The organism is Pseudomonas sp. NFIX28, from assembly GCF_900107395.1.
Classification (GTDB): domain Bacteria; phylum Pseudomonadota; class Gammaproteobacteria; order Pseudomonadales; family Pseudomonadaceae; genus Aquipseudomonas.
This window is the reverse complement of the sequence record NZ_FNPW01000003.1, coordinates 441842-465298: the sequence shown is the minus strand read 5'-3', so window position 1 is coordinate 465298 and position 23457 is coordinate 441842. Positions and strand designations below refer to the sequence as shown.

20 protein-coding genes are annotated in these 23457 nt (G+C 64.0%); 11 read left to right on the top strand and 9 right to left on the bottom strand.

What is annotated here, in order from left to right; all coding sequences use genetic code 11:
* Positions 1-182: 182 nt before the first annotated feature.
* The 4 genes from rnc to pdxJ all read left to right on the top strand — a co-directional run bounded on the left by rnc (position 183) and on the right by pdxJ (position 3465).
* A complete protein-coding gene (rnc, locus tag BLV20_RS08515) occupies positions 183-872 on the top strand; it encodes a ribonuclease III (protein WP_044461357.1) in 690 nt (229 codons plus the stop codon).
* Positions 865-1767, top strand: a complete 903-nt coding sequence (gene era / locus BLV20_RS08510; protein ID WP_007932155.1) for a GTPase Era — start codon at positions 865-867, stop codon at positions 1765-1767. Before rnc ends, era begins: the two co-directional genes overlap by 8 nt.
* Before the next feature lie 122 nt (positions 1768-1889).
* Positions 1890-2579: a DNA repair protein RecO gene (recO, locus tag BLV20_RS08505; protein WP_092299654.1), complete on the top strand. Its 690-nt coding sequence runs from the start codon at positions 1890-1892 to the stop codon at positions 2577-2579.
* A 142-nt stretch (positions 2580-2721) separates the two neighbouring features.
* Positions 2722-3465, top strand: coding sequence for a pyridoxine 5'-phosphate synthase (gene pdxJ, locus BLV20_RS08500; protein ID WP_092299651.1), 744 nt, complete (start codon positions 2722-2724; stop codon positions 3463-3465).
* Positions 3466-3574: 109 nt separating this feature from the next.
* Here the strand turns inward: pdxJ and mltF are convergent, their stop codons facing one another.
* Positions 3575-5035, bottom strand: coding sequence for a membrane-bound lytic murein transglycosylase MltF (mltF, locus tag BLV20_RS08495; RefSeq protein WP_092299648.1), 1461 nt, complete (start codon positions 5033-5035; stop codon positions 3575-3577).
* A gap of 286 nt (positions 5036-5321) precedes the next feature.
* Here mltF and purL point away from each other — a divergent pair, with 286 nt between their 5' ends.
* Both purL and BLV20_RS08485 read left to right on the top strand, forming a co-directional pair.
* Positions 5322-9218: a phosphoribosylformylglycinamidine synthase gene (gene purL / locus BLV20_RS08490; protein WP_092299645.1), complete on the top strand. Its 3897-nt coding sequence runs from the start codon at positions 5322-5324 to the stop codon at positions 9216-9218.
* Positions 9219-9223: 5 nt separating this feature from the next.
* Positions 9224-9535 (top strand): YqfO family protein, encoded by a 312-nt coding sequence (locus tag BLV20_RS08485; protein ID WP_092299642.1) that lies wholly within the window; start codon positions 9224-9226, stop codon positions 9533-9535.
* Positions 9536-9631: 96 nt separating this feature from the next.
* Here the strand turns inward: BLV20_RS08485 and nagE are convergent, their stop codons facing one another.
* From nagE to BLV20_RS08450, 7 genes are all read right to left on the bottom strand, one after another.
* Positions 9632-11353 (bottom strand): N-acetylglucosamine-specific PTS transporter subunit IIBC, encoded by a 1722-nt coding sequence (nagE, locus tag BLV20_RS08480; RefSeq protein WP_092299639.1) that lies wholly within the window; start codon positions 11351-11353, stop codon positions 9632-9634.
* A gap of 26 nt (positions 11354-11379) precedes the next feature.
* The gene (gene ptsP, locus BLV20_RS08475) at positions 11380-13902 is read right to left on the bottom strand and encodes a phosphoenolpyruvate--protein phosphotransferase (RefSeq protein ID WP_092299636.1); all 2523 of its coding nucleotides are present in this window, start codon (positions 13900-13902) and stop codon (positions 11380-11382) included.
* Between the two features lie 30 nt (positions 13903-13932).
* Complete coding sequence (locus BLV20_RS08470; RefSeq protein WP_092299633.1) at positions 13933-14955, bottom strand: SIS domain-containing protein; 1023 nt, start codon at positions 14953-14955, stop codon at positions 13933-13935.
* Positions 14936-16042: an N-acetylglucosamine-6-phosphate deacetylase gene (nagA, locus tag BLV20_RS08465; protein WP_092299630.1), complete on the bottom strand. Its 1107-nt coding sequence runs from the start codon at positions 16040-16042 to the stop codon at positions 14936-14938. The genes BLV20_RS08470 and nagA overlap by 20 nt, the downstream gene beginning before the upstream one ends.
* Positions 16043-16092: 50 nt before the next feature.
* Complete coding sequence (locus BLV20_RS08460) at positions 16093-16824, bottom strand: GntR family transcriptional regulator (protein ID WP_092299627.1); 732 nt, start codon at positions 16822-16824, stop codon at positions 16093-16095.
* Positions 16825-17120: 296 nt separating this feature from the next.
* Positions 17121-17624, bottom strand: coding sequence for a L,D-transpeptidase family protein (locus BLV20_RS08455; RefSeq protein WP_092299624.1), 504 nt, complete (start codon positions 17622-17624; stop codon positions 17121-17123).
* A gap of 47 nt (positions 17625-17671) precedes the next feature.
* Positions 17672-18223 (bottom strand): NUDIX hydrolase, encoded by a 552-nt coding sequence (locus BLV20_RS08450; RefSeq protein WP_009042316.1) that lies wholly within the window; start codon positions 18221-18223, stop codon positions 17672-17674.
* Between the two features lie 232 nt (positions 18224-18455).
* Here BLV20_RS08450 and BLV20_RS08445 point away from each other — a divergent pair, with 232 nt between their 5' ends.
* The 5 genes from BLV20_RS08445 (at position 18456) to purT (ending at position 21750) form a co-directional block, all read left to right on the top strand.
* On the top strand, positions 18456-19055 hold the full coding sequence (locus BLV20_RS08445; protein WP_092299621.1) for a CoA pyrophosphatase: 600 nt from the start codon (positions 18456-18458) through the stop codon (positions 19053-19055).
* Between the two features lie 67 nt (positions 19056-19122).
* Positions 19123-19647: a gamma carbonic anhydrase family protein gene (locus tag BLV20_RS08440; protein WP_092299618.1), complete on the top strand. Its 525-nt coding sequence runs from the start codon at positions 19123-19125 to the stop codon at positions 19645-19647.
* Positions 19644-19859, top strand: coding sequence for a DUF1289 domain-containing protein (locus tag BLV20_RS08435; RefSeq protein WP_092299614.1), 216 nt, complete (start codon positions 19644-19646; stop codon positions 19857-19859). The genes BLV20_RS08440 and BLV20_RS08435 overlap by 4 nt, the downstream gene beginning before the upstream one ends.
* A gap of 139 nt (positions 19860-19998) precedes the next feature.
* Positions 19999-20466 carry a VUT family protein gene (locus tag BLV20_RS08430; protein ID WP_092299610.1) on the top strand — a complete coding sequence of 156 codons (468 nt, stop codon included), beginning with the start codon at positions 19999-20001 and terminating at the stop codon, positions 20464-20466.
* 102 nt (positions 20467-20568) lie between these two features.
* The gene (gene purT, locus BLV20_RS08425; RefSeq protein WP_092299607.1) at positions 20569-21750 is read left to right on the top strand and encodes a formate-dependent phosphoribosylglycinamide formyltransferase; all 1182 of its coding nucleotides are present in this window, start codon (positions 20569-20571) and stop codon (positions 21748-21750) included.
* Between the two features lie 96 nt (positions 21751-21846).
* Here the strand turns inward: purT and BLV20_RS08420 are convergent, their stop codons facing one another.
* Positions 21847-23163: an MFS transporter gene (locus BLV20_RS08420; protein ID WP_092299604.1), complete on the bottom strand. Its 1317-nt coding sequence runs from the start codon at positions 23161-23163 to the stop codon at positions 21847-21849.
* Positions 23164-23457 lie beyond the last annotated feature (294 nt).

The window sequence follows — 23457 nt, the reverse complement described above, 5'->3', positions numbered from 1 at the left end:
AATGCTTTTCTGGATCTTGTAGAACCCGGCCGGCCAGGCACGGCAGCCTCGCAGGTGTCACCAGAAGCAGCAGTCAACGATATTCAGGATGTGGATTTGAACACAGCGTTAATTGCCACAGGCACTTCGTGCCTCGTCTCCAAGGTGGTGAAATTCAACCACGAACTCAGCGTGGGTAAACCGTGAGCGTTTCTTTGAGCCGTCTCGAGCGTCAGCTCGGTTATACCTTCAAGGACCAGGAACTGATGGTCCTGGCCCTCACTCACCGCAGTTTTGCCGGGCGCAACAACGAACGCCTGGAATTCCTGGGTGATGCCATTCTCAACTTCGTCGCCGGCGAAGCGCTGTTCGAGCGCTTTCCCCAGGCCCGCGAAGGCCAGTTGTCGCGTCTGCGCGCGCGCCTGGTAAAGGGTGAAACCCTGGCCGTACTGGCCCGTGGCTTCGATCTGGGCGAATACCTGCGCCTGGGTTCCGGCGAGTTGAAAAGCGGTGGTTTCCGCCGCGAGTCGATCCTCGCCGATGCCCTGGAAGCGCTGATAGGTGCGATCTACCTGGATGCCGGCATGGAAACCGCGCGTGAGCGTGTGTTGTCCTGGCTGACGTCGGAGTTCGACAGCCTGACGCTGGTCGACACCAACAAGGACCCCAAGACCCGCCTGCAGGAGTTTCTGCAGTCGCGTGCCTGTGAGCTGCCCCGCTACGAAGTGGTGGATATCCAGGGTGAGCCCCATTGCCGGACGTTCTTCGTCGAATGTGAAATCACCCTACTGAACGAAAAAAGCCGAGGTCAGGGCGTGAGCCGTCGTATTGCCGAACAGGTAGCGGCCGCCGCAGCACTGATTGCCCTGGGCGTGGAGAATGGCCATGACTGATACAACCGCAACACGCTGTGGCTATGTTGCCATCGTCGGCCGTCCGAACGTGGGCAAGTCCACGCTGCTGAACCATATCCTGGGACAGAAGCTGGCCATCACCTCGCGCAAGCCGCAAACCACTCGGCACAACATGCTCGGCATCAAGACCGAAGGCGCCATCCAGGCGATCTACGTCGACACCCCCGGCATGCACAAGAGCAACGAGAAAGCCCTTAACCGCTACATGAACAAGACTGCTTCGGCGGCCTTGAAAGACGTCGACGTGGTGATCTTTGTCGTTGACCGCACCAAGTGGACCGACGAAGACCAGCTGGTGCTGGAGCGTGTCCAGTACGTGCAGGGCCCGGTGATCCTGGCAATCAACAAGACCGACCGCATCGAGGACAAGGCCGAGCTGATGCCGCACCTGACCTGGTTGCAGGAACAGTTGCCGAATGCCGAGATCGTTCCGGTGTCGGCCCAGCAGGGCCACAACCTGGAGGCCCTGGAGGGCCTGATCGCCAAGCACTTGCCGGAAAACGATCACTTCTTCCCGGAAGACCAGATCACCGACCGCAGCAGCCGTTTTCTCGCCGCCGAACTGGTGCGCGAGAAAATCATGCGTCAGCTGGGTGCCGAGCTGCCTTACCAGATCACCGTGGAAATCGAAGAGTTCAAGCAACAGGGGAAAACCCTGCATATTCATGCGTTGATCCTCGTCGAACGTGATGGCCAGAAGAAAATCATCATTGGCGACAAGGGCGAGCGCATCAAGCGCATCGGCATGGAAGCGCGCAAGGACATGGAGCTGCTGTTCGACTCCAAAGTCATGCTCAACTTGTGGGTCAAGGTCAAAGGCGGTTGGTCCGACGACGAGCGCGCTCTGCGTTCGCTGGGCTACGGCGACCTGTAATCCTGCCCCTCGCCGGCGCCTCGTTCCTGCAATGTGTAGGGAGCGAGCCGCTGGCGATAAAGGTTCAACGAACCTTCCCGTGGACCTGTCACTTTCTCAAGCCTTGAGATCCGCCGACACCTATGTCCAGTAACGCTCCCATCGGCCAGCCCGCTTATGTCCTGCACAGTCGCGCCTATCGCGAGAGCAGCGCGTTGGTGGACTTCCTCACGCCCCAAGGGCGGCTGCGCGCGGTGTTGCGTGGCGCGCGGGGCAAGGCCGGGACCTTGGCGCGACCGTTCGTACCGCTGGAAGTGGAGTTTCGCGGGCGCGGCGAGCTGAAAAACGTCGGGCGCATGGAAAGCGCGGGCACTTCCACCTGGCTCAACGGCGAGGCGCTGTTCAGCGGCCTGTACCTCAACGAACTGCTGATCCGCCTGCTGCCTGCCGAAGATCCGCATCCGGCGATTTTCGACCACTATGCGGCGACCTTGCTGGCCCTGGCCGAAGGCCGTGCCCTCGAGCCCTTGCTGCGTGCCTTCGAATGGCGCCTGCTGGACGACCTGGGCTATGGCTTCGCCCTGGACACGGATATCCACGGTGCACCGATTGAGGCGCAGGGCATGTATCGCCTGCAAGTGGATGCTGGCCTGGAGCAGGTTCACCTGTTGCAGCCTGGCCTGTTCAACGGCAGCGAGCTGCTGGCCATGGCGCAGGCCGACTGGAGCGCCCCCGGCGCGCTGGCGGCGGCCAAGCGCCTGATGCGCCAGGCGTTGGCGGTGCACCTGGGTGGTCGGCCGTTGGTCAGTCGCGAGTTGTTTCGCAAGCCTTAGCCGATCCCTTTCGGAAATACGCTGGAACCCTGGCCCAGTCCGCCATGACCCTGGGGGCCATGCGGACGAAAGCCGGCAGTTATTTTCGCCAGCGGACACTATATGCTGTGCACCGAATCTCTAACTCCTCAGGAGCGCTTCCGTGACCACCAGCAATCGCATTCTTCTTGGCGTGAATATCGACCACGTAGCCACCCTGCGTCAGGCCCGGGGCACTCGTTACCCTGATCCGGTCAAGGCGGCGCTGGACGCGGAAGAGGCGGGGGCCGACGGTATCACCGTGCACCTGCGCGAAGACCGCCGGCATATCCAGGAGCGCGACGTGCTGCTGCTCAAGGATGTGCTGCAAACCCGGATGAATTTCGAGATGGGCGTCACCGAGGAGATGATGGCGTTCGCCGAGCGCATTCGTCCGGCGCATATCTGCCTGGTTCCGGAAACCCGCCAGGAGCTGACCACCGAAGGCGGCCTGGATGTCGCCGGGCAAGAGGCGCGGATCAGGGCGGCGGTAGAACGGCTGTCGAAGATCGGCGCCGAAGTGTCGCTGTTCATCGATGCCGATGAGCGGCAGATCGCTGCTTCCCGGCGCGTGGGCGCACCGGCCATCGAGCTGCACACCGGGCGTTATGCCGACGCCGAAACCCCGAGCGAAGTGGCCGAGGAACTGCGGCGCGTGGCCGACGGCGTGGCTTTCGGCCTGGGCCAGGGCCTGATCGTCAATGCCGGCCACGGCTTGCATTACCACAACGTCGAGGCGGTCGCGGCGATCAAGGGCATCAACGAGTTGAACATCGGCCATGCGCTGGTGGCCCACGCGCTGTTCGTCGGCTTCAAGGGCGCGGTGGCAGAGATGAAGGCGCTGATCCTGGCGGCGGCCAAGGCTTGACCCTGTAGCCGCTGCCGAAGGCTGCGACAAGCTCCGAAGGAGCTTCGGCGTTCTTGGAATCGCCACGACCTCCGGTCGATCGCAGCCTGCGGCAGCGGCTACAGGCGGTTTAAAGCGGCGGGGCTTCCTGGGTGGGCTTGGTCTTGTCCACGCCCGGCACATGCAGGTTGCCCTCGGCCACCTGGTCGCCTTCCAGCTGCGGCTGAGTGACCCAGGTGAGGATGTCGTAGTAGCGACGGATGTTGGCAACGAAATGCACCGGCTCGCCGCCCCGGGCGTAGCCATAGCGGGTCTTGCTGTACCACTGCTTCTGCGAGAGACGCGGCAGCATCTTCTTCACGTCCAGCCACTTGTTCGGGTTCAGCCCTTCCTTTTGCGCCAGCTTGCGTGCGTCGTCCAGATGGCCGCTACCGACGTTGTAGGCGGCGAGGGCGAACCAGGTGCGGTCCGGCTCTTCGATCTTGTCGTCCAGCTGATCCTTCATGTACGCCAGGTACTTGGCGCCGCCCTTGATGCTTTGCTTGGCATCCAGGCGGTTGGACACGCCCATGGCCTGGGCGGTGTTCTGGGTCAGCATCATCAAGCCGCGCACGCCGGTCTTGGAGGTGACGCTCGGTTGCCACAGGGATTCCTGGTAGCCGATGGCGGCCAGCAGGCGCCAGTCGACTTTCTCTTCCTTGGCCGAGGTCTTGAAGTACTTCTCGTATTTGGGCAGGCGCTGCTGCAGGTGCTGGGCGAAGGTGTAGGCGCCGACGTAGCCCAGTACGTCCACATGCCCGTAATAACGGTCTTTCAGGCGCTGCAGGGTGCCGTTCTTTTGCACCTTGTCGAGGAAGTCGTTGATTTCGTTGAGCAGGCTGTTGTCTTCGCCGGCGGCCACCGCCCAGCTCTGGTTGCTGGCGTCGCCAAGGTCGAAGGCGACGCGGATATTGGCGAAATACACCTGGTTCATCGCCACTTCATTGGAATCCACCAGGGTCAGGTCGATCTGCCCCTCGTCGACCATGCGCAACAGGTCGACCACCTCGACCTCGTCGGACTCTTCATATTCAATGGCGGGATGTTTCAGCTTGAGCTGCGCCAGTTGCTCGGCGTGGATGCTGCCCTTGAGCACCATGATCTTCTTGCCGACCAGGTCGCCCGCATCGGTGGGGCGGGACTGGCCGTTGCGGTAGATGATCTGCGGGGTGACTTCCAGATAAGGATGGGAAAACCTGGCTTGTTGCTTGCGTTTCTCGCTGCTGACCAGGCCGGCAGCAGCCAGCACCGGGCCGTTAGGTTTACCCAGCTGGTCGAAGAGATCGTCGAGGTTGTCCGCGGTTTCGATCTTCAGCGTAACTCCCAGATCGTCGGCGAAACGTTTCACCAGCTCGTATTCGAAGCCGGTTTCACCGTTGCGATCCTGAAAGTAGGTGGCCGGGCTGTTACGGGTGACCACCCGCAGCACACCATCCTCCTTTACTCGCTCGAGTGTGCTGGGTTTCTCAACGCAGGCACTGAGCATCAGGAAGAGTCCGGTTGCGATGAGCCATCTGGCACAGCGCGGACGTAAAGCCATAGGGGAAAACATCTGCGCAGTATACGCAAAGGACAACGACCGCCATATCTCGACAGCGAAGGGCTTGTCTGCTAGAGCTCGGAACCCCCGGCCAAAGCGCCTGGGAACGGGCCTTTGCGGCGTGCAAAGAGGGTGGAAACCAGCCCTCCGAAAGGCCCGCGCGAACCGTTGTCAGAAGGGGCCGGGCACGGGCCGACGTCTGGCCGTGGTCGGGCGTGCCGTTTCGGGTGCCGTCGCGGGCGGTTTAGGCTAGAATGCACGGCCTCAAAGCACACCCCTTCCCGAGGCTGTCCCGAAGATGTTGATCCTGCGCGGCGCTCCTGCCCTTTCTGCCTTTCGCCACAGCAAACTCCTTGAGCAACTGAGCCAGAAGGTTCCAGCTGTCAGTGGCCTGTATGCTGAATTCGCTCACTTCGCCGAAGTTACCGGCGTCCTGACCGGCGACGAACAGCAGGTGCTTGCGCGCCTTCTGAAGTACGGCCCAAGCGTACCGGTGCAAGAACCTACCGGCCGTCTGTTCCTGGTGCTGCCGCGTTTCGGCACCATCTCGCCATGGTCGAGCAAGGCCAGCGATATCGCCCGCAACTGTGGCCTGGCCAAGATCCAGCGCCTGGAGCGCGGCATCGCCTTCTACGTAGCCGGTGAATTCAGCGACGTCGAAGCGCAACTGATCGCCGATGCGCTGCATGACCGCATGACCCAGATCGTGCTGGGCAACCTGGAGCAGGCTGCCGGCCTGTTCAGCCACGCCGAGCCGAAGCCGCTGACTGCCATCGATATCCTCGGTGGCGGCCGTGCCGCGCTGGAAAAGGCCAACACCGAGCTGGGCCTGGCCCTGGCCGAAGACGAGATCGACTACCTGGTCAACGCCTTCAACGGCCTCAAGCGCAACCCGCACGACATCGAACTGATGATGTTCGCCCAGGCCAACTCCGAGCACTGCCGCCACAAGATCTTCAACGCCAGTTGGGATATCGACGGCCAGAGCCAGGAAAAAAGCCTGTTCGGCATGATCAAGAATACCTATCAGATGCACAACGAAGGCGTGCTGTCGGCTTACAAGGACAACGCCTCGGTGATCGTCGGCAACGTTGCCGGCCGCTTCTTCCCGAACCCTGAAACCCGCCAGTACGGCGCGGTGCAGGAGCCGGTGCATATCCTGATGAAGGTCGAGACGCACAACCACCCGACCGCGATCGCCCCGTTCCCGGGCGCATCCACTGGTTCCGGCGGCGAGATCCGCGACGAAGGCGCCACCGGTCGTGGCGCCAAGCCAAAGGCCGGCCTGACCGGCTTCACCGTATCCAACCTGCAGATCCCGGGCTTCGAACAACCGTGGGAAGTGCCTTACGGCAAGCCTGAGCGCATTGTCACCGCGCTGGACATCATGATCGAAGGCCCACTGGGCGGCGCCGCGTTCAACAACGAGTTCGGTCGTCCGGCCCTGACCGGTTATTTCCGTACCTTCGAACAGTCGATTGCCACCCCGCACGGCGATGAGGTTCGTGGCTACCACAAGCCGATCATGCTGGCCGGCGGCATGGGCAACATCCGCGAAGAACACGTCAAGAAAGGCGAGATCGTCGTCGGCTCCAAGCTGATCGTGCTCGGCGGCCCGGCGATGCTCATCGGCCTGGGCGGCGGCGCCGCTTCCTCCATGGCCACCGGCACCAGCTCGGCGGATCTGGACTTCGCTTCCGTTCAGCGTGAAAACCCGGAAATGGAACGTCGTTGCCAGGAAGTCATCGACCGTTGCTGGCAGCTGGGCGACAAGAACCCGATCAGCTTCATCCACGACGTCGGCGCGGGCGGTCTGTCCAACGCCTTCCCGGAACTGGTCAACGACGGCGACCGCGGTGGCCGTTTCGAACTGCGCAACATTCCAAACGACGAGCCGGGCATGGCCCCGCACGAAATCTGGAGCAACGAATCCCAGGAACGCTACGTTCTGGCCGTCGGCCCGGCCGACTTCGAGCGCTTCAAGGCGATCTGCGAACGTGAGCGCTGCCCGTTTGCCGTCGTCGGTGAAGCCACCGCCGAGCCGCAACTGACCGTGACCGACAGCCACTTCGGCAACAACCCGGTGGACATGCCACTGGAAGTGTTGCTGGGCAAGGCGCCACGCATGCACCGTTCGGTGGTTCGCGAAGCCGAGCTGGGCGACGATTTCGATCCGTCGAACCTCGACCTCGCCGAAAGCATCGAGCGCGTCCTGCATCACCCGGCCGTCGCGAGCAAGAGCTTCCTGATCACCATCGGCGACCGCACCATCACCGGCCTGGTGGCTCGTGACCAGATGGTCGGCCCATGGCAGGTTCCGGTGGCCGACGTGGCCGTCACCGCCACCAGCTTCGACGTCTACACCGGTGAAGCCATGGCCATGGGCGAGCGCACTCCGCTGGCTCTGCTGGACGCCCCGGCGTCGGGCCGCATGGCCATCGGCGAAACCCTGACCAACATTGCCGCTTCGCGCATCAACAAGATCTCCGACATCAAGCTGTCGGCGAACTGGATGTCCGCAGCCGGCCACCCGGGCGAAGACGCGCGTCTGTACGACACCGTGAAAGCGGTCGGCATGGAGCTGTGCCCTGAGCTGGGCATCACCATTCCGGTGGGCAAGGACTCGATGTCCATGGCCACGCGCTGGAACGACAACGGCGAAGAAAAAACCGTGACCTCGCCGATGTCGCTGATCGTGACCGGTTTTGCGCCTGTGGCGGACATTCGCCAGACCCTGACCCCGCAACTGCGCATGGACAAGGGCACCACCGACCTGGTGCTGATCGACCTCGGTCGCGGCCAGAACCGTATGGGCGCCTCGATCCTCGCCCAGGTGCACGGCAAGCTCGGCAAGCAGGCTCCGGACGTCGATGACGCCGAAGACCTCAAGGCCTTCTTCGCGGTGATCCAGGGCCTCAACGCCGACGGTCACCTGCTGGCTTACCACGACCGTTCCGACGGCGGCCTGCTGGCCAGCGTGGTGGAAATGGCCTTCGCCGGTCATTGCGGCCTGAACCTGAACCTCGACGCCCTGGCCGAGACCTCGGCCGATATCGCCGCCATCCTGTTCAACGAAGAACTGGGTGCGGTGATCCAGGTGCGCCAGGACGCCACCCCGGACGTGCTGGCACAGTTCAGCGCCGCCGGCCTGGGCGACTGCGTGGCGGTGATTGGCCAGCCGGTCAACAACGGCCAGATCAACATTGCTTTCAACGGCGAGAACGTCTTCGCCGGTGAGCGTCGCCTGTTGCAGCGCCAGTGGGCTGAAACCAGCTACCAGATCCAGCGCCTGCGCGACAACGCCGACTGCGCCGAGCAGGAATTCGACGTCCTGCTGGAAGAAGACAACCCGGGCCTGAGCGTCAAGCTGAGCTTCGACGTCAACCAGGACATCGCCGCGCCTTACATCAAGAAAGGCGTGCGTCCCCAGGTTGCCGTGCTGCGTGAGCAGGGCGTCAACGGCCAGGTGGAAATGGCCGCGGCGTTCGACCGTGCCGGCTTCAACGCAATCGACGTGCACATGAGCGACATCCTCGCCGGTCGTGTCGACCTGAACGACTTCAAGGGCATGGTTGCCTGCGGTGGCTTCTCCTACGGCGACGTACTCGGCGCCGGCGAGGGCTGGGCCAAGTCGGCTCTGTTCAACAGCCGCGCCCGCGACGCCTTCCAGGGCTTCTTCGAGCGCAACGACACCTTCACCCTGGGCGTGTGCAACGGTTGCCAGATGATGTCCAACCTGCACGAGCTGATCCCGGGCAGCGAGTTCTGGCCGCACTTCGTGCGTAACCGTTCCGAGCAGTTCGAGGCCCGTGTGGCAATGGTCCAGGTCCAGGAGTCGAACTCGATCTTCCTGCAGGGCATGGCCGGTTCGCGTATGCCGATCGCCATCGCCCACGGCGAAGGCCATGCGGAATTCGAAAGCGAGGAAGCCCTGCTCGAAGCCGACCTGTCCGGTTGCGTGGCCCTGCGCTTTATCGACAACCACGGCAAGGTCACCGAAAGCTACCCGGCCAACCCGAACGGCTCGCCGCGCGGTATCACTGGCCTGACCAGTCGCGATGGTCGCGTGACCATCATGATGCCGCACCCTGAGCGGGTGTTCCGCGCGGTGCAGAACTCCTGGCGTCCGGAAGAGTGGAACGAAGATGCGGCGTGGATGCGCATGTTCCGTAACGCTCGTGTGTGGGTGAACTAAAGCCTGTGTACAAGCTCAGTTTTTTCGTCCCGCCCAGCCACGTGGATGTGGTCAAGAACGCTGTTTTCGCCGCCGGTGGCGGACGGATCGGCGCTTATGACCATTGCGCGTGGCAGGTGTTGGGCCAAGGTCAGTTTCGCCCGTTGGACGGCAGCCAGCCGTTTCTCGGGCAGACTGGCCAGGTCGAGCAGGTGCAGGAATGGAAGGTTGAGCTGGTGGTGGCCGACGATTTGATCCGCAGCGTGGTGATGGCCCTCAAGCAGAGCCATCCCTACGAGACGCCTGCTTATGAAGTCTGGCGCCTGGAAGATTTCTAAGGCCCCGCCCATGAAAAAGCCCGCTGAACCGGTAACGGTCAGCGGGCTTTTTTTGTGCATTGGTTGTTGAGTCCGATTTGCGAGCAGGCTCGCCCCTCAGACCTTTGCGCTGACCTCGCTGCGGTTGATCAGGGTATCCAGCGCCTGGCCCAGGCTCGCGGCTTTTTCCCCGATCAGCAGGTGCCAGACGCCATCGTCGAGCTGGCTGTAACCCTGGCAGCCGAGGTTCTTCAGCTGGCATTCCGCAAGCGCCTTGTTGTCGCCCAGCTGAATCCGCAGGCGGGTCATGGCGACGCAGTCCAGTTGCAGCACATTGTCGCTGCCCCCGAAGGCCTCCAGCCATTTCAGCGCTTCCTGGGGCGCAATGTTCACCGCCGGCGGTGTTTCGCTGGGCGCGACGGCAAGGCCTGGCTGCTCCAGAGGCTTGCCGCCGGTGGGCATGGCCAGGCGAATTTCATCGGCGATGCTGTCGGCCAGCGGGCCGACCACCACCTGCAGGCTGCCGCCCTTGCCGGGGCGCACCACCGCCATGGCGCCCAGGGCCTTGAGCTCGCTGTCCGAGGCCTTGTTACGGTCGGCCAGCTCCAGGCGCAGGCGGGTGGTGCAGGCGCCGACGGTTATCAGGTTGGCCGCGCCTCCCAGGGCCTGGATATAGGCCCCAGCCCGCTGATTGTTGGTCATGGCGGCCTTTTCGGTGCCCGGGGTGTCTTCGCGACCCGGGGTCTTCAGGTTGAAGCGACGGATACAGAAGTCGAAGACCGTGTAGTAGATCACCGCATAGAGCAGGCCTACGGGAAATATCAGCCAGCCGTTGGTGGACCTGCCCCAGCCCAGGGCCATGTCGATGGCGCCACCGGAGAAAGTGAAGCCCAGGTGAATATTGAGGAAGTTGGTCAGGCCCATGGCGAGGCCGGTCAGCAGGGCGTGTACCAGGTAGAGGAAGGGAGCGAGGAACATAAAGGCGAATTCCACCGGCTCGGTCACCCCGGTGAGGGCCGAGGTCAGGGCCATCGACAGCAGGATCCCGCCCATCACCTTGCGCCGCTCCGGCAAGGCGTTGCGATACATCGCCAGGCAGGCGGCGGGCAGGCCGAAGATCATCATCGGGAACATGCCGGTCATGAACTGGCCGCCCTTGGGATCGCCGGCGAAGTAGCGCGAGATATCCCCGGTGACCAGGGCACCGGTGGTCGGGTCGGTGAAGTTGCCGAAGACGAACCAGGCCATGTTGTTGAGGATGTGGTGCAGGCCGGTGACGATCAGCAAACGGTTGAACACCCCGAACACGAAGGCGCCGAAGCTGCCGCTGTCGAGCAGCAAAGCACCGAAGCTGTTGATGCCGTGCTGGATCGGCGGCCAGATCAGGCCGAACACCACCCCCAGGCCGACGGCGCTGAAGCCGGTGACGATCGGCACAAAGCGCCGTCCGCCAAAGAACGCCAGGTATTCCGGCAGCTTGATGTCCTTGAAGCGGTTGTACAGGGCACCGGCCAGCAAGCCGCTGATGATCCCGGCGAGCATGCCCATGTTGATGCTGGCATCGAGCACCTTGAGGGTCGCGACCATCACCAGGTAGCCAATGGCCCCGGCCAGGCCGGCAGTGCCGTTGTTGTCCTTGGCGAAGCCCACGGCGATGCCGATGGCGAAGATCAGCGCCAGGTTGGCGAAGATGGTCTGGCCGGCATCGTGGATGATCGCGATGTTCAGCAGGTCGGTGTCGCCCAGGCGCAGCAGCAGCCCGGCGATCGGCAGGATCGCGATCGGCAGCATCAGGGCGCGGCCCAGGCGCTGCAGGCCTTCGATGAAGAGTTGGTACATGGCGTGTCTCCCGGTGTTCTTGTTATTCAGCTCAGGGGCCAGTGTTGGTGGCAGGCATGGCGCACCGCCGAGGCGCTGCTCAGGTTCAGCAGGTCCTGGCCGAGGCGCCGGCATTGCGCGGCGTCCAGTTGGCGGACCCGCTCCTTGATTTCACCCACTTGTGGCGGGCTCACCGACAGTTCGCTGACCCCCAGGCCGATCAGCACCGGCGTCGCCAGCGGATCGGAAGCCAGGGCGCCGCATACGCCGACCCAGCGCCCATGCCTGGCCGCGCCGGCGCAGGTCTGGGCGATCAGCCGCAGCAGCGCCGGGTGCAGTGCATCGACCCGCGCGGCCAGGCCGGCGTGGTCGCGGTCCATGGCCAGGGTGTATTGCGACAGGTCGTTGGTACCGATGGACAGGAAATCGGCGTATTCGGCCAGTTGCTCGGCGAGCAAGGCGGCGGCCGGGACTTCGATCATCACTCCCAATTCCGGGCGCTGGTCGATGCCCAGCTCGGCGCACAGGCAATCGATGCGTTCGCGGATATGCAACAGCTCGTCGAGCTCGCTGACCATCGGCAGCAGGATGCGGCAGCGTTGCAGCGGGCTGACTTGCAGCAGCGCCCGCAGTTGCTGGTCCAGCAATTCCGGGCGCGCCTGGGCCAGGCGAATGCCGCGCAAGCCCAGCACCGGGTTGGCCTCCACCGGCAGCGGCAGGTAGTCCAGTTGCTTGTCGCCGCCGACGTCTATGGTGCGGATGATTACCGACTTGTCGCCCATGGCATCGAGCACGGCCTGATACGCCTGGCGCTGCTCCTGCTCATCGGGGGCGGTATGCCGGTCGACAAACAGAAACTCGGTACGCAGCAGGCCGACACCGTCGGCGCCGTTGGCGTGGGCGTCCTGGGCTTCCTGGCTGGAGGCGACATTGGCGGCGACTTCGATCGCCTGGCCGTCGAGGGTCCTGGCCGGCAACTGGGCCTGCTGCCGTTGTTGTTCGCGGCGCTGCTGGCGGAGCAGATGGCTTTGCCGGACTTGTTCGAGGCGGGCGCTGTCCGGCGTCAACTCCAGGCGACCGTGATCGGCATTCAGCACCACCTGCTGGCCTTGCGGCGCATCGAGAAGCTCCGAGCCCAGGGCCACCAGGCAGGGCAGGCCCTTGCCGCGGGCCAGGATCGCCACGTGGGAGGTGGCGCCGCCAGCGGCCATGCACAGGCCGGCAGCGCCTTGCTCGCTCAGTTGCAGCAGGTCGGACGGGGTCAGCTCGTGGGCCGCGACTATGGCGCCGGCCGGCAACTGGTAATGCCAGGCCTCGCCGAGCAGGGCGCGCAAGACCCGTTGTTGCAAGTCGCGCAGGTCATTGGCGCGCTCGGCGAGCAGGGCATTGCCCAGTTGCAGCAGGATTTCGCACTGTTCGCCGATGGCATCGCTCCAGGCGTGGGTCGCGGCGCGTCCCTGGGCGATGCTGTGGCGCGCGGCGTCCAGTAGCGCCGGGTCTTCGAGCAGGGCCAGGTGGGCGGCGAAGATCGCTTCTTCCTGATGGTCCTTGCGTAGCCGGGCGTGGTCCAGGGTGCCGCGAATGTCGCTGCGCACCTTGTCCAGGGCCTGGTCGAGCGCCTGCAATTGCTCCGGTGGCGAGTGATCGCCCTTGTCTTCGGGCAAGGTCATGGCGGCCAGGTGGAACAGCGGCCCGCAAACCAGCCCCGGGGCAGCGCAGACACCCTGGATCACCCCGGCCTCGGCGGGGCGGCGGGGTGTGACGGTCTTCACCGCTGGCGCCGCGGCATGGGCGTCTTCGGCCAGCGGGGTGGCGAGGGCGTCCAGCAGCGCCAGCAGGGCGGCCTTGCAGTCCTTGCCCTGGCAACTGACCCGCACTTCGTCCTGCTCGCCGACCCCCAGCCCCATCAGGCTGACCAGGCTGTCGCATGGTGCCGACTTGCCGTTGAAATGCAACTGCGCCTTGCTGCTGAAGCCCTGGGCGGTCTGGCGTATCAGCGCGGCGGGCCGGGCGTGCAGGCCTCCGCGATGATTGACCCGGGTCAGCCCGTCGACCTCTTCGGTGGAGTTGTCGCGCTCTTCGGCCTGGGCGCCATTGGCGGCGCGCGGAACGATATGCAGCAGCGGTTCGCCGACTTTCACCGATTTCAGGGTGATGGGCAGGGTCTGGAACTGTTCGCCGTTGGTCAGGATCATCAGGCTGATCAGGCTTTTGCTGTTGCGCGCGACCTGGTCGAGGTCAAAGCGCAGCAGGGCCTGGCCGCTGCTGACCCGGGCACCTTCCTGCACCAGCATGGAGAAACCCTCGCCTTGCAGCTGGACGGTGTCCAGGCCGAGGTGCAGCAGCAGTTCGGCGCCGTTGTCGGCGCGCAGGGTCACCGCGTGGCCGGTGCGGGCGGCATGCACCACCACGCCGGCGCAAGGGGCGTGCAGGGTGTTGTTCAGCGGGTCAATGGCGATCCCGTCGCCCATGGCGCCGCTGGAAAACACCAGGTCGGGAACCTTGGCGAGGGTGAGCACCGGGCCGCTCAAGGGAGCGCCGAGCGTCAGGTCTTTATTGTTGTTGTGCATGGCGCAGTACTCATCCGTTGAAGGAAAGGCTCAGTGGGTGCGGGTCACTTTGCTCAGGTGCCGTGGCTGGTCCGGGTCCATGCCGCGGGCCTCGGCAAGGCTTGCGGCCATGCCGTAGAAACTCTGGATCGCCAGGATCGGATCGAGCACCGGGTGTTCGGCCCGGCTCAGGGTCAGGTCGCGCTCGGCAATGTCGTCCGGCGCGGCCAGCAGCACCCGGGCACCGTGCTGGCGCATGTCGGCGGCGAGGCTGATCAGGCCGGCCTGTTCCGCTCCCCGTGGGGCGAATACCAGCAGCGGGTAGTTGTCGCCGATCAGCGCCATCGGGCCGTGGCGGACCTCCGCGCTGCTGAAGGCTTCGGCCTGGATCGCCGAGGTTTCCTTGAGTTTCAGCGCCGCTTCCTGGGCGATGGCGAAACCGGCGCCACGGCCGATCACCATCAACCGTTGGCTATCGCGCAAGGCCTCGACGGCAGGGCTCCAGTCCTGGGTCGCGGCTTCGCGCAGGCCCTGGGGCAGGGCGAGACCGGCTTCCAGCAGTTGTGCGTCCTGTTTCCAGTGGGCGATCAGCCGGGCGCTGGCGCTGAGGGTGGCGATAAAGCTCTTGGTCGCCGCCACGCTGCGTTCGGCGCCGGCGTGCAGCGGCAGGCAGAATTCGCTGGCGGCTTCCAGCGGAGTGTCCTGGGCATTGACCATGGCCACGCTCAAGGCCCCGCGTTTACGCAGCAGGCGCATGCTGTTGACCAGGTCGGGGCTCTGCCCGGACTGGGAAAAGGCGAATGCCGCCTGGCCGCTGACCCGCAGCGGCGCCTGTTGCATGGTCACCACCGACATCGGCAAGGACGCGACCGGGAAGCCCAGTTGCTGCATGGTCAGGTAGGCGAAGTAGCTGGCGGCATGGTCGGAGCTGCCACGGGCGACGGTCATCACCACTTGCGGCGGCTGGCGGTTCAGGCGCCCGGCGACTTCGATCAGTTGCGGGTCCAGGTGTTGCAATTGGCCTTCGACGGCCACGGCAGAGGACAGCGCCTCTTCAAGCATTTTTGAAGTCAATGTCTTCTCCTTCGACCATCACGGCGGTCAGTGTGAGTGAGCGGTCCAGGCATACGCAGTCGGCCCAGCTGCCGACCTGCAAGCGCCCGCGTTCGGCCACGCCGAGATAATCGGCGGGAAACTGTGACAAACGTTGCGAGGCCTCGGCCAAGGGCAGGCCGATCTTCACCAGGTTGCGCAAGGCCTGATCCATGGTCAGGGTGCTGCCGGCCAGGGTGCCGTCCGGCAGGCGCACGCCGCCCAGGCATTTGGTCACGGTGTGGCTGCCGAGCTTGTATTCGCCGTCCGGCATGCCGGCGGCCGCGGTGGAGTCGGTCACGCAGTACAGGCAGGGGATCGAGCGCAAGGCCACGCGCATGGCGCCGGGGTGCACGTGCAGCAGGTCGGGAATCAGTTCCGCGTACTGGGCGTGGGCCAGGGCGGCGCCGACGATGCCCGGCTCGCGGTGATGCAGCGGGCTCATGGCGTTGTACAGGTGGGTGAAGCTGGTGGCCCCGGCGTCGAGCGCGGCCACGCCTTCCTCGTAGCTGCCCAGGGTGTGGCCGATCTGCATGCGGATGCCGCGGGCGCTGAGGGCGCGGATCAGCTGGTCATGGCCGGCGATTTCCGGGGCGATGGTAATTACCCGGATCGGCGCCAGGCGCAGGTACGCCTCGACTTCGGCCATCAGCGCGGTATGGGCGAAATTGGGCTGGGCGCCGAGTTTGCCCGGGTTGATGTAGGGGCCTTCCAGGTGCACGCCGAGTACCCGGGCGCTGCCGCTGGGGCGTTGTTCGCAGTATGCGCCGATGGCGCCCAGGACTCGGGTGATCTCCTCGGTGGGCGCGGTCATGGTGGTGGCCAGCAGCGAGGTGGTGCCAAAGCGCACGTGGGTGCGGGTGATGGTCTCGAACGCCGGGGCGCCTTCCATGATGTCCTTGCCGCCGCCGCCGTGCACATGCAGGTCGATAAAGCCTGGCAGCAGGTAGGGCAGGTCGTTGTCCGCCGGGTCGCAGGGGCTGCCTTCGATGCCGGTGACCTTGCCGTCCCGGTGGTTCAGGTGGCCGCGAATCCAGCCTTGTGGGGTGAGGATGTTGTGTTCGGACATTAGGCAGCTCTCTGGGACGGGTGCTTGGCGACTTGGTTCGGCGGCCTGGTTTAGCGACGTAGCTCGGCGACGAAGTCGTAGTAGTCGTTGCGGCAATAGGTGTCGGTGAGTTCGATCGGGGTGTTGTCTTCGAGATAGCCGACACGGGTCATCAGCAGCATCGCGGTGCCGGGGGCGATGCCCACCAGCGCGGCGAACTCGTCGGAGGCATTGATCGCCTGGATGTGCTGCAGGGCACGGACCACCGGGCGGCCGATGCCGTCGAGGTAGGCATAGAGCGAGTCGCCCACGGTGTGCGGCTGGGCAATGATCGAGGCCGGCAGGGTGCTCATTTCGATCGCCATCACCGTGTCGTCGGCTTTGCGCAGGCGCTTGAGGCGCGCGACCTTGTCGTTCGGCGACAGGCCGAGGCGGATCAGTTCTTCGTGGGTCGGCGTGGTGATCTCCCGTTCCAGCCATTGGGAGCCGGGCACGAAGCCCTTGAGGCGCAGCATTTCGCTGAAGCCGGACAGGCGCGACAGCGGTTGTTCCAGGCGTGGGGTGATAAAGGTGCCGGAGCCCTGGCTGCGGCGGATCAGGCCTTGTTCGAACAGCACTTCCAGGGCCTTGCGCGCGGTCACGCGGGAAATGTTGAGCATCTCGCTCAGGTTGCGTTCCGAGGGCAGGGCCTGTTCGGCTTTCCACTGGCCGGCATGGATGGCGGCTTCCAGATTGCGCGCCAGTTGCAGGTACAGCGGGGTCGGCTGGGTTTCGTCGGGGCGCAGGGCCAGGATGTGGTTCATCTGTCGAGGTTCCGATGCGTTATTGGTTTGTTGTCGCCCGGTAATGTGGCAAAAACTAATACCACTTAAATACCATGTCAATGCCGGTATTTTCGATAAAACACCTGTAATCGGGCGGTTTATGGGCTTTGTTAGGAGGTGGAGGGGTAAGTGGTATTAGGGCGGTCTGGCCGTAAATGCGAAAATCGCAGGGGCGGCTGTTCTTCGAGGGACGAATTGGTATTCACCTTTCGAAGCCGGCGCGGCCTGCGATCTTTTTTGTAACGGGAGTGTTTAGCGGCGTTCTGGACGATGAATCAGGGGCGGATTTCAATCATCGTGCCGTCCGGGACCAGGCCCCAGACTTCGCGCATGTCGATGTTGCGCATGGCGATGCAACCGTCGGTCCAGTCCAGGGTATGGAAGTACTGCTCCGGGTAGTCTTCGCTGTCCGGGGTGCCGTGGATCATGATCATGCCGCCGGGCTCCACGCCTTCGCGACGCGAACGCGCGGAATCGCTGATGTTCGGGTAGGAAATATGCATGGCCAGGTTGAAGCGGTCGCTGGTCTTGCGCCAGTCCAGCCAGTAGAAGCCTTCCGGAGTGCGCTTGTCGCCTTCCATGAGCTTCGGCCCCTTGGGTCGTTTACCCAGGGAAATGCGGTAGGTCTTGATGGGTTTGCCGTCGTTGATCAGTTGCAACTGATGGGCCGACTTGAGGACCAGGACTTTTTCGATGACCTTGCCGTTCAGGGTATCCGTCGCGGAGGCGTGGGAGACCGCGATAACCGAGCAGCAGAAAAGAGCGAGCAACCAGCGCATGAAACGATATCCCTAAGAGTACACAGGTGCCGCGTACGTTTTGTTGTTTAAGTGAGGGCCGGCTGAGCCAGGGGCGGAATGGACTCCGAACGCACGGGGTATTGCTCGTTCCGCCGGTCAGCGAAGAAACATTCTAAGGTACGCCCGACCGTGCGAAAAGCCAGCTCGGACCAAGGGATGTCGGCTTCTTCGAAAAGCCGGACCTCCAGGCTTTCCTCGCCGGCGGCGAAATCCAGGTCCGCCAGTTCGGCGCGGAAAAATACATGCACCTGGCTGATGTGCGGGACGTCGATCAGGGTGTAGATGCTCAGGTTGCGGACCCGCGCGCAGGCTTCCTCGAAGGTTTCGCGAATGGCCGCCTGTTCGACAGTCTCGCCGTTTTCCATGAAGCCTGCTGGCAGCGTCCAGTAACCCCGGCGCGGTTCGATCGCGCGTCGGCAAAGTAGCACCTGGGTGCCCCAGGTAGGCAGGCAGCCGGCGACTATATTCGGGTTCTGGTAATGGATGGTCTGGCAGTTGTCGCAGACAAATCGCAGGCGTGAATCGCCTTCGGGAATGCGCTGGGTGACCGGGTGACCGCACTGGCTGCAGAATTTCATGCTGGGTATCCGAAAAGGCTGCGCCTATCTTGGCGTGCGCGGGGCTTTGTCGGCAAGTTGTCGTTACGCGACATGGCGCGGTTCGGGGGTTGGGCGGTCGGTTTGTTTGGTGCATGATGCATAAGGTCTGTTGACCTTTGCTGGCGAGCCGCGTTGCTGGGCCAAGTGGGCTCCTGTCGCGGTCGTCACCAAAGGTCAGCAGACCCTAATAGTCGACAGATCGAGAAGACTCATGCTGGACGAGCTACTGCACCGGGTAAGCAACCATACGCCGCTAACGCTGGAGACGGATCGACGTTTCCCCGAGGCCGCCGTGCTGGTACCGATTACCCGCAGTGACGAGCCCGAGCTGGTGCTGACCCTGCGAGCCAAGGGCTTGTCCACCCACGGTGGCGAAGTGGCGTTCCCCGGAGGCCGCCGCGACCCGGAAGATCCCGACCTGGTTTTTACCGCGCTGCGCGAAGCCGAAGAGGAAATCGGCCTGCCGCCGGGCCTGGTGGAAGTGATCGGCCCTTTGAGCCCGCTGATTTCCCTGCACGGGATCAAGGTCACGCCCTATGTCGGGGTGATTCCCGACTACGTCGAATACCTGGCCAATGATGCCGAGATTTCCGCGGTATTCAGCGTGCCGCTGGAGTTTTTCCGCCAGGACCCGCGCGAGCATACCCACCGCATAGATTATCAGGGCCGCAGTTGGTATGTGCCGAGCTACCGCTTCGGCGAATACAAGATCTGGGGCCTGACGGCGATCATGATCGTCGAGCTGATCAACCTGCTGTATGACGCCAAGATCAGCCTGCACCAACCGCCAAAAAGCTTTATCAATATTTGAAGCCATCGTTTCGCATGGCGCGAACCCTGCTGTGCACCTGAGCCTGCCTGGCCTTGAGGATGACAATATGAAATACCGCCTGGGCGACGCCCGCGTCGAAACCCACCCGCAAAGCTGGGTCGCGCCCAATGCCACGCTGGTGGGCAAGGTCAAGCTGGAGGAGGGCGCCAACGTGTGGTTCAACGCGGTGCTGCGCGGCGACAACGAGCTGATCCTGATCGGCAGGAACAGCAACGTGCAGGACGGCACGGTGATGCATACCGACATGGGCTTTCCGCTGACCATCGGCACCGGCGTGACCATCGGCCACAACGCCATGCTGCATGGCTGCACTGTCGGCGATTACAGCCTGATCGGCATCAACGCGGTGATTCTCAACGGCGCGAAGATTGGCAAGAACTGCATCATCGGCGCCAACTCGCTGATCGGCGAGGGCAAGGAGATTCCTGATGGCTCGCTGGTGATGGGCTCGCCGGGCAAAGTGGTGCGCGAACTGACCGAGCAGCAGAAGAAGATGCTCGAGGCCAGCGCCGCGCACTATGTGCACAATTCCCAGCGTTATGCCCGCGACCTGATCGAGCAAGAACAATGACCGAAACCGAAAAACCCGTTCGTTCGCCCTGTGTGAGCATTTGCGCGCTGGACGATGACGATATCTGCACCGGCTGCCAGCGCACGGTGAGCGAGATTACCCGCTGGAGCCGCATGGACAACGCCGAGCGCCGCGCGGTGCTGGCGCTGTGTCATGAGCGCGCCAAGTCCAGCGGGGTGTTGTGGATGGTCGGCACCCAGGCCGGCAGTTGAGGCTTGTCGCAAACAAGCTCGCGCCTGCACGTTCGGCGTAATCCTTGTAGGAGCCAGCTGGCTCGCGATAGCGGTTTCTGGCTCAACACACCCACCTGAAGTACCCTGTGCGCCCGACCCACAGGGACTTCCCCGCGCCATGCTCTTCCTGATTGCCTATATCGGCAGTGTCGTACTGATCAACTACGCCTTTTCCACCGCTCCGCACCTGGACATCATCTGGTCGGCCTGGGGCGGGCTGGTATTCGTCCTGCGCGATATGGTGCAGACCCGTTTCGGCCATGGCGCGATCCTCGCCATGCTGGTGGCGCTGGTGCTGTCCTACGTGACTTCCGAGCCGGCCATTGCCCTGGCCAGCGCCACGGCGTTCGCGGTTTCCGAATGCATCGACTGGCTGGTGTTCAGCATCACCAGGCGCCCGTTGCACGATCGCCTGTGGATAAGTTCGGCGTTGAGCATTCCCCTGGACACCTTTATCTTTTTCGGCCTGATCGACGCGCTGACCCCGGGCGTGATCCTCACGGCGCTGGGTTCCAAGTTCGCCGGCGTGACCGTGGTCTGGCTGGCCATGGCCTGGCGTTTGCGCAAGGCGGCGTGCGCGAGCTGAGGCCAAAGTGCGCGGTTCATGTAAAATGCCGCGCTTTCTTCCCCATGGGCCGCCCGCCTGGTGCGCGACCCTCGATAATCTGCTCCTTTTGAGGACCTTCAGATGACCCGTATCGGAACTCCATTGTCGCCAACCGCGACCCGCGTTTTGCTGTGTGGCTGTGGTGAGTTGGGCAAGGAAGTGGTGATCGAGCTGCAACGCCTGGGCGTTGAAGTGATTGCCGTGGATCGCTACGCCAACGCGCCGGCGATGCAGGTGGCCCATCGCAGCCATGTGATCAACATGCTCGACGGCGCGGCGCTGCGTGCGGTGATCGAGGCGGAGAAACCGCACTTCATCGTGCCGGAGATCGAAGCCATCGCCACCGCCACCCTGGTGGAGCTGGAGGCCGAGGGGTTCACCGTGATCCCGACTGCCCGTGCCGCCCAGCTGACCATGAACCGCGAAGGCATTCGTCGCCTGGCCGCCGAAGAGCTGGACCTGCCGACCTCGCCTTATCATTTCGCCGATACCTTCGAAGACTACCGCAAGGCGGTGGACGACCTGGGTTTCCCATGCGTGGTCAAGCCGGTGATGAGTTCCTCGGGCAAGGGGCAGAGCCTGCTGCGCAGCGTCGATGACGTACAGAAGGCCTGGGAATACGCCCAGGAAGGCGGGCGTGCCGGCAAGGGCCGGGTGATCATCGAAGGTTTCATCGATTTCGATTACGAAATCACCCTGCTGACCGTGCGCCACGTCGGCGGCACCACCTTCTGCGCGCCGGTCGGCCATCGCCAGGAGAAAGGCGACTACCAGGAGTCCTGGCAGCCCCAGGCCATGAGCCCCAAAGCCCTGGCCGAGTCCGAGCGCGTGGCCAAGGCCGTGACCGAGGCCCTGGGCGGTCGAGGCCTGTTTGGCGTCGAACTGTTCGTCAAGGGCGATCAGGTCTGGTTCAGCGAAGTCTCGCCGCGTCCCCACGACACCGGCCTGGTGACCCTGATTTCCCAGGACCTGTCGCAGTTTGCCCTGCATGCCCGGGCGATTCTCGGCTTGCCGATCCCGTTGATCCGTCAGTTCGGCCCATCGGCTTCGGCGGTGATCCTGGTGGAAGGCCAGTCGACCCAGACCGCTTTCGCCAACCTGGGCGCGGCCCTGAGCGAGCCGGATACCGCCCTGCGCCTGTTCGGCAAGCCTGAAGTCAATGGCCAGCGCCGCATGGGCGTGGCCCTGGCGCGCGACGAGTCGATCGAGGCCGCACGGGCCAAGGCGACCCGCGCTTCCCAGGCGGTCGTTGTCGAGCTGTAAAAAGCATCGCGGCAAGTCGGATCGCCGCCCGCTCGCTCCTACAGAAGAGCGCGATCTTCTTCTGTAGGAGCGAGGCTTGCCCGCGATAACAATCTCTCAGGCGACCTGGTTCAGGTCGTTATTGCGCGTTTCCTTCAGGCACAGCACAGCGATCAGGCTGAGCACCGCTGCCGCCGATACATACCCGCCAACCCAGCTCAACCCTCCCATCGCCACCAGCTTCTGGGCGAAGAACGGTGCCGCCGAGGCGCCGACGATGCCGCCCAGGTTGTAGGCCGCCGATGCACCGGTATAACGCACGTGGGTCGGGAACAGCTCTGGCAGCAGGGCGCCCATCGGGGCGAAGGTCACGCCCATCAGAAACAGCTCGATGCACAGGAACAGCGCCACGCCCCAGGTCGAACCCTGGGTCAGCAGCGGTTCCATGGTGAAGCCGGAGAGAACCGCCAGCAGGCCGCCGATGAGCAGCACCGGCTTGCGTCCATAGCGGTCGCTGGCCCAGGCCGACAGCGGCGTGGCCGCGGCCATGAACAGCACCGCGAAACACAGCAGGCCGAGGAAGGTTTCACGGCTGTAGCCGAGCGTCGCGACGCCATAGCTCAGCGAGAACACCGTCGAGATGTAAAACAGCGCGTAGCACACCACCATCGCCGAGGCGCCCAGCAGCACCGGCATCCAGTATTGGCTGAACAGCTCGACCAGCGGCATCTTGACCCGCTCCTGGCGGGCGACAGCGTTGGCGAATACCGGGGTTTCATGCAGTTTCAGGCGCACATACAGGCCGACCAGCACCAACGCCGCACTGAGCAGGAACGGAATCCGCCAGCCCCAGGAACGGAACTGTTCGTCGCTCAGGCTCATGGCCAGGGTCAGGAACAGGCCGTTGGCCGCGAGAAAGCCGATCGACGGCCCCAATTGCGGAAACATGCCGAACCAGGCGCGTTTGCCTTTCGGCGCGTTTTCAGTGGCGAGCAGCGCGGCTCCGCCCCATTCGCCGCCCAGCCCCAGGCCTTGGCCGAAACGCAGCAGGCACAGCAGGATCGGGGCCCAGGCGCCAATGCTGTCATAGCCCGGCAGCACGCCGATCAGCGTGGTGCACACACCCATCAGCAGCAGCGATGCCACCAGGGTCGACTTGCGGCCGATCCGGTCGCCGAAGTGGCCGAACAGGGCTGAGCCCAAGGGGCGGGCGAGGAAGGCGATGCCGAAGGTCAGGAACGCCGAGAGCATCTGGGCGGTGCCGGAGGTCTGCGGAAAGAACACCGGGCCGATCACCAGTGCGGCGGCGGTGGCGTAGACGTAGAAGTCGTAGAACTCGATGGCGGTGCCGATAAAGCTGGCGGTGGCCACACGGCTGGCGGAGTTGGTCGGCTGGGCAGGCGCGGAGGCGCTGTAGGTGGTACTGGTCGTCATGCGGTTATCCCTGACAGTCATGAGCTCCATGGGAGCGAATTATTATGGTCGAACACCCAGGGATGTGGGTTTGGCGCGGGCGCGGCTCGGGGTGGGAGCGAAGCCTGCCAGAAGCGGGCAGAGCAGGGCAGGAACCGCTGGGTGCGGGTAGCACCTGGGTTCTGCGGGGCTTGGGTAAGCGGATCGATTATAGGAAGGCCCCTAACGATCGAACAAGCAGGACTTGCCGCTCTGTAGCCGCTGGCGCAGCCTGCGATCGACGGTGCAGCCGGCGCAAAGTCTGCCTGCGCGGTG

Excerpts from the sequence above, each read along its gene's own strand:
- nagA (WP_092299630.1), bottom strand. The coding sequence starts at position 16,042 with ATGTCCGAACACAACATCCTCACCCCACAAGGCTGGATTCGCGGCCAC.
- BLV20_RS08455 (WP_092299624.1), bottom strand. The coding sequence starts at position 17,624 with ATGCGCTGGTTGCTCGCTCTTTTCTGCTGCTCGGTTATCGCGGTCTCC.
- BLV20_RS08445 (WP_092299621.1), top strand. The coding sequence starts at position 18,456 with ATGCTGGACGAGCTACTGCACCGGGTAAGCAACCATACGCCGCTAACG.
- ptsP (WP_092299636.1), bottom strand. The coding sequence starts at position 13,902 with ATGCACAACAACAATAAAGACCTGACGCTCGGCGCTCCCTTGAGCGGC.
- BLV20_RS08435 (WP_092299614.1), top strand. The coding sequence starts at position 19,644 with ATGACCGAAACCGAAAAACCCGTTCGTTCGCCCTGTGTGAGCATTTGC.
- BLV20_RS08460 (WP_092299627.1), bottom strand. The coding sequence starts at position 16,824 with ATGAACCACATCCTGGCCCTGCGCCCCGACGAAACCCAGCCGACCCCG.
- mltF (WP_092299648.1), bottom strand. The coding sequence starts at position 5,035 with ATGTTTTCCCCTATGGCTTTACGTCCGCGCTGTGCCAGATGGCTCATC.
- BLV20_RS08440 (WP_092299618.1), top strand. The coding sequence starts at position 19,123 with ATGAAATACCGCCTGGGCGACGCCCGCGTCGAAACCCACCCGCAAAGC.
- recO (WP_092299654.1), top strand. The coding sequence starts at position 1,890 with ATGTCCAGTAACGCTCCCATCGGCCAGCCCGCTTATGTCCTGCACAGT.
- purT (WP_092299607.1), top strand. The coding sequence starts at position 20,569 with ATGACCCGTATCGGAACTCCATTGTCGCCAACCGCGACCCGCGTTTTG.
- BLV20_RS08450 (WP_009042316.1), bottom strand. The coding sequence starts at position 18,223 with ATGAAATTCTGCAGCCAGTGCGGTCACCCGGTCACCCAGCGCATTCCC.
- purL (WP_092299645.1), top strand. The coding sequence starts at position 5,322 with ATGTTGATCCTGCGCGGCGCTCCTGCCCTTTCTGCCTTTCGCCACAGC.
- nagE (WP_092299639.1), bottom strand. The coding sequence starts at position 11,353 with ATGTACCAACTCTTCATCGAAGGCCTGCAGCGCCTGGGCCGCGCCCTG.
- BLV20_RS08430 (WP_092299610.1), top strand. The coding sequence starts at position 19,999 with ATGCTCTTCCTGATTGCCTATATCGGCAGTGTCGTACTGATCAACTAC.
- era (WP_007932155.1), top strand. The coding sequence starts at position 865 with ATGACTGATACAACCGCAACACGCTGTGGCTATGTTGCCATCGTCGGC.
- BLV20_RS08420 (WP_092299604.1), bottom strand. The coding sequence starts at position 23,163 with ATGACGACCAGTACCACCTACAGCGCCTCCGCGCCTGCCCAGCCGACC.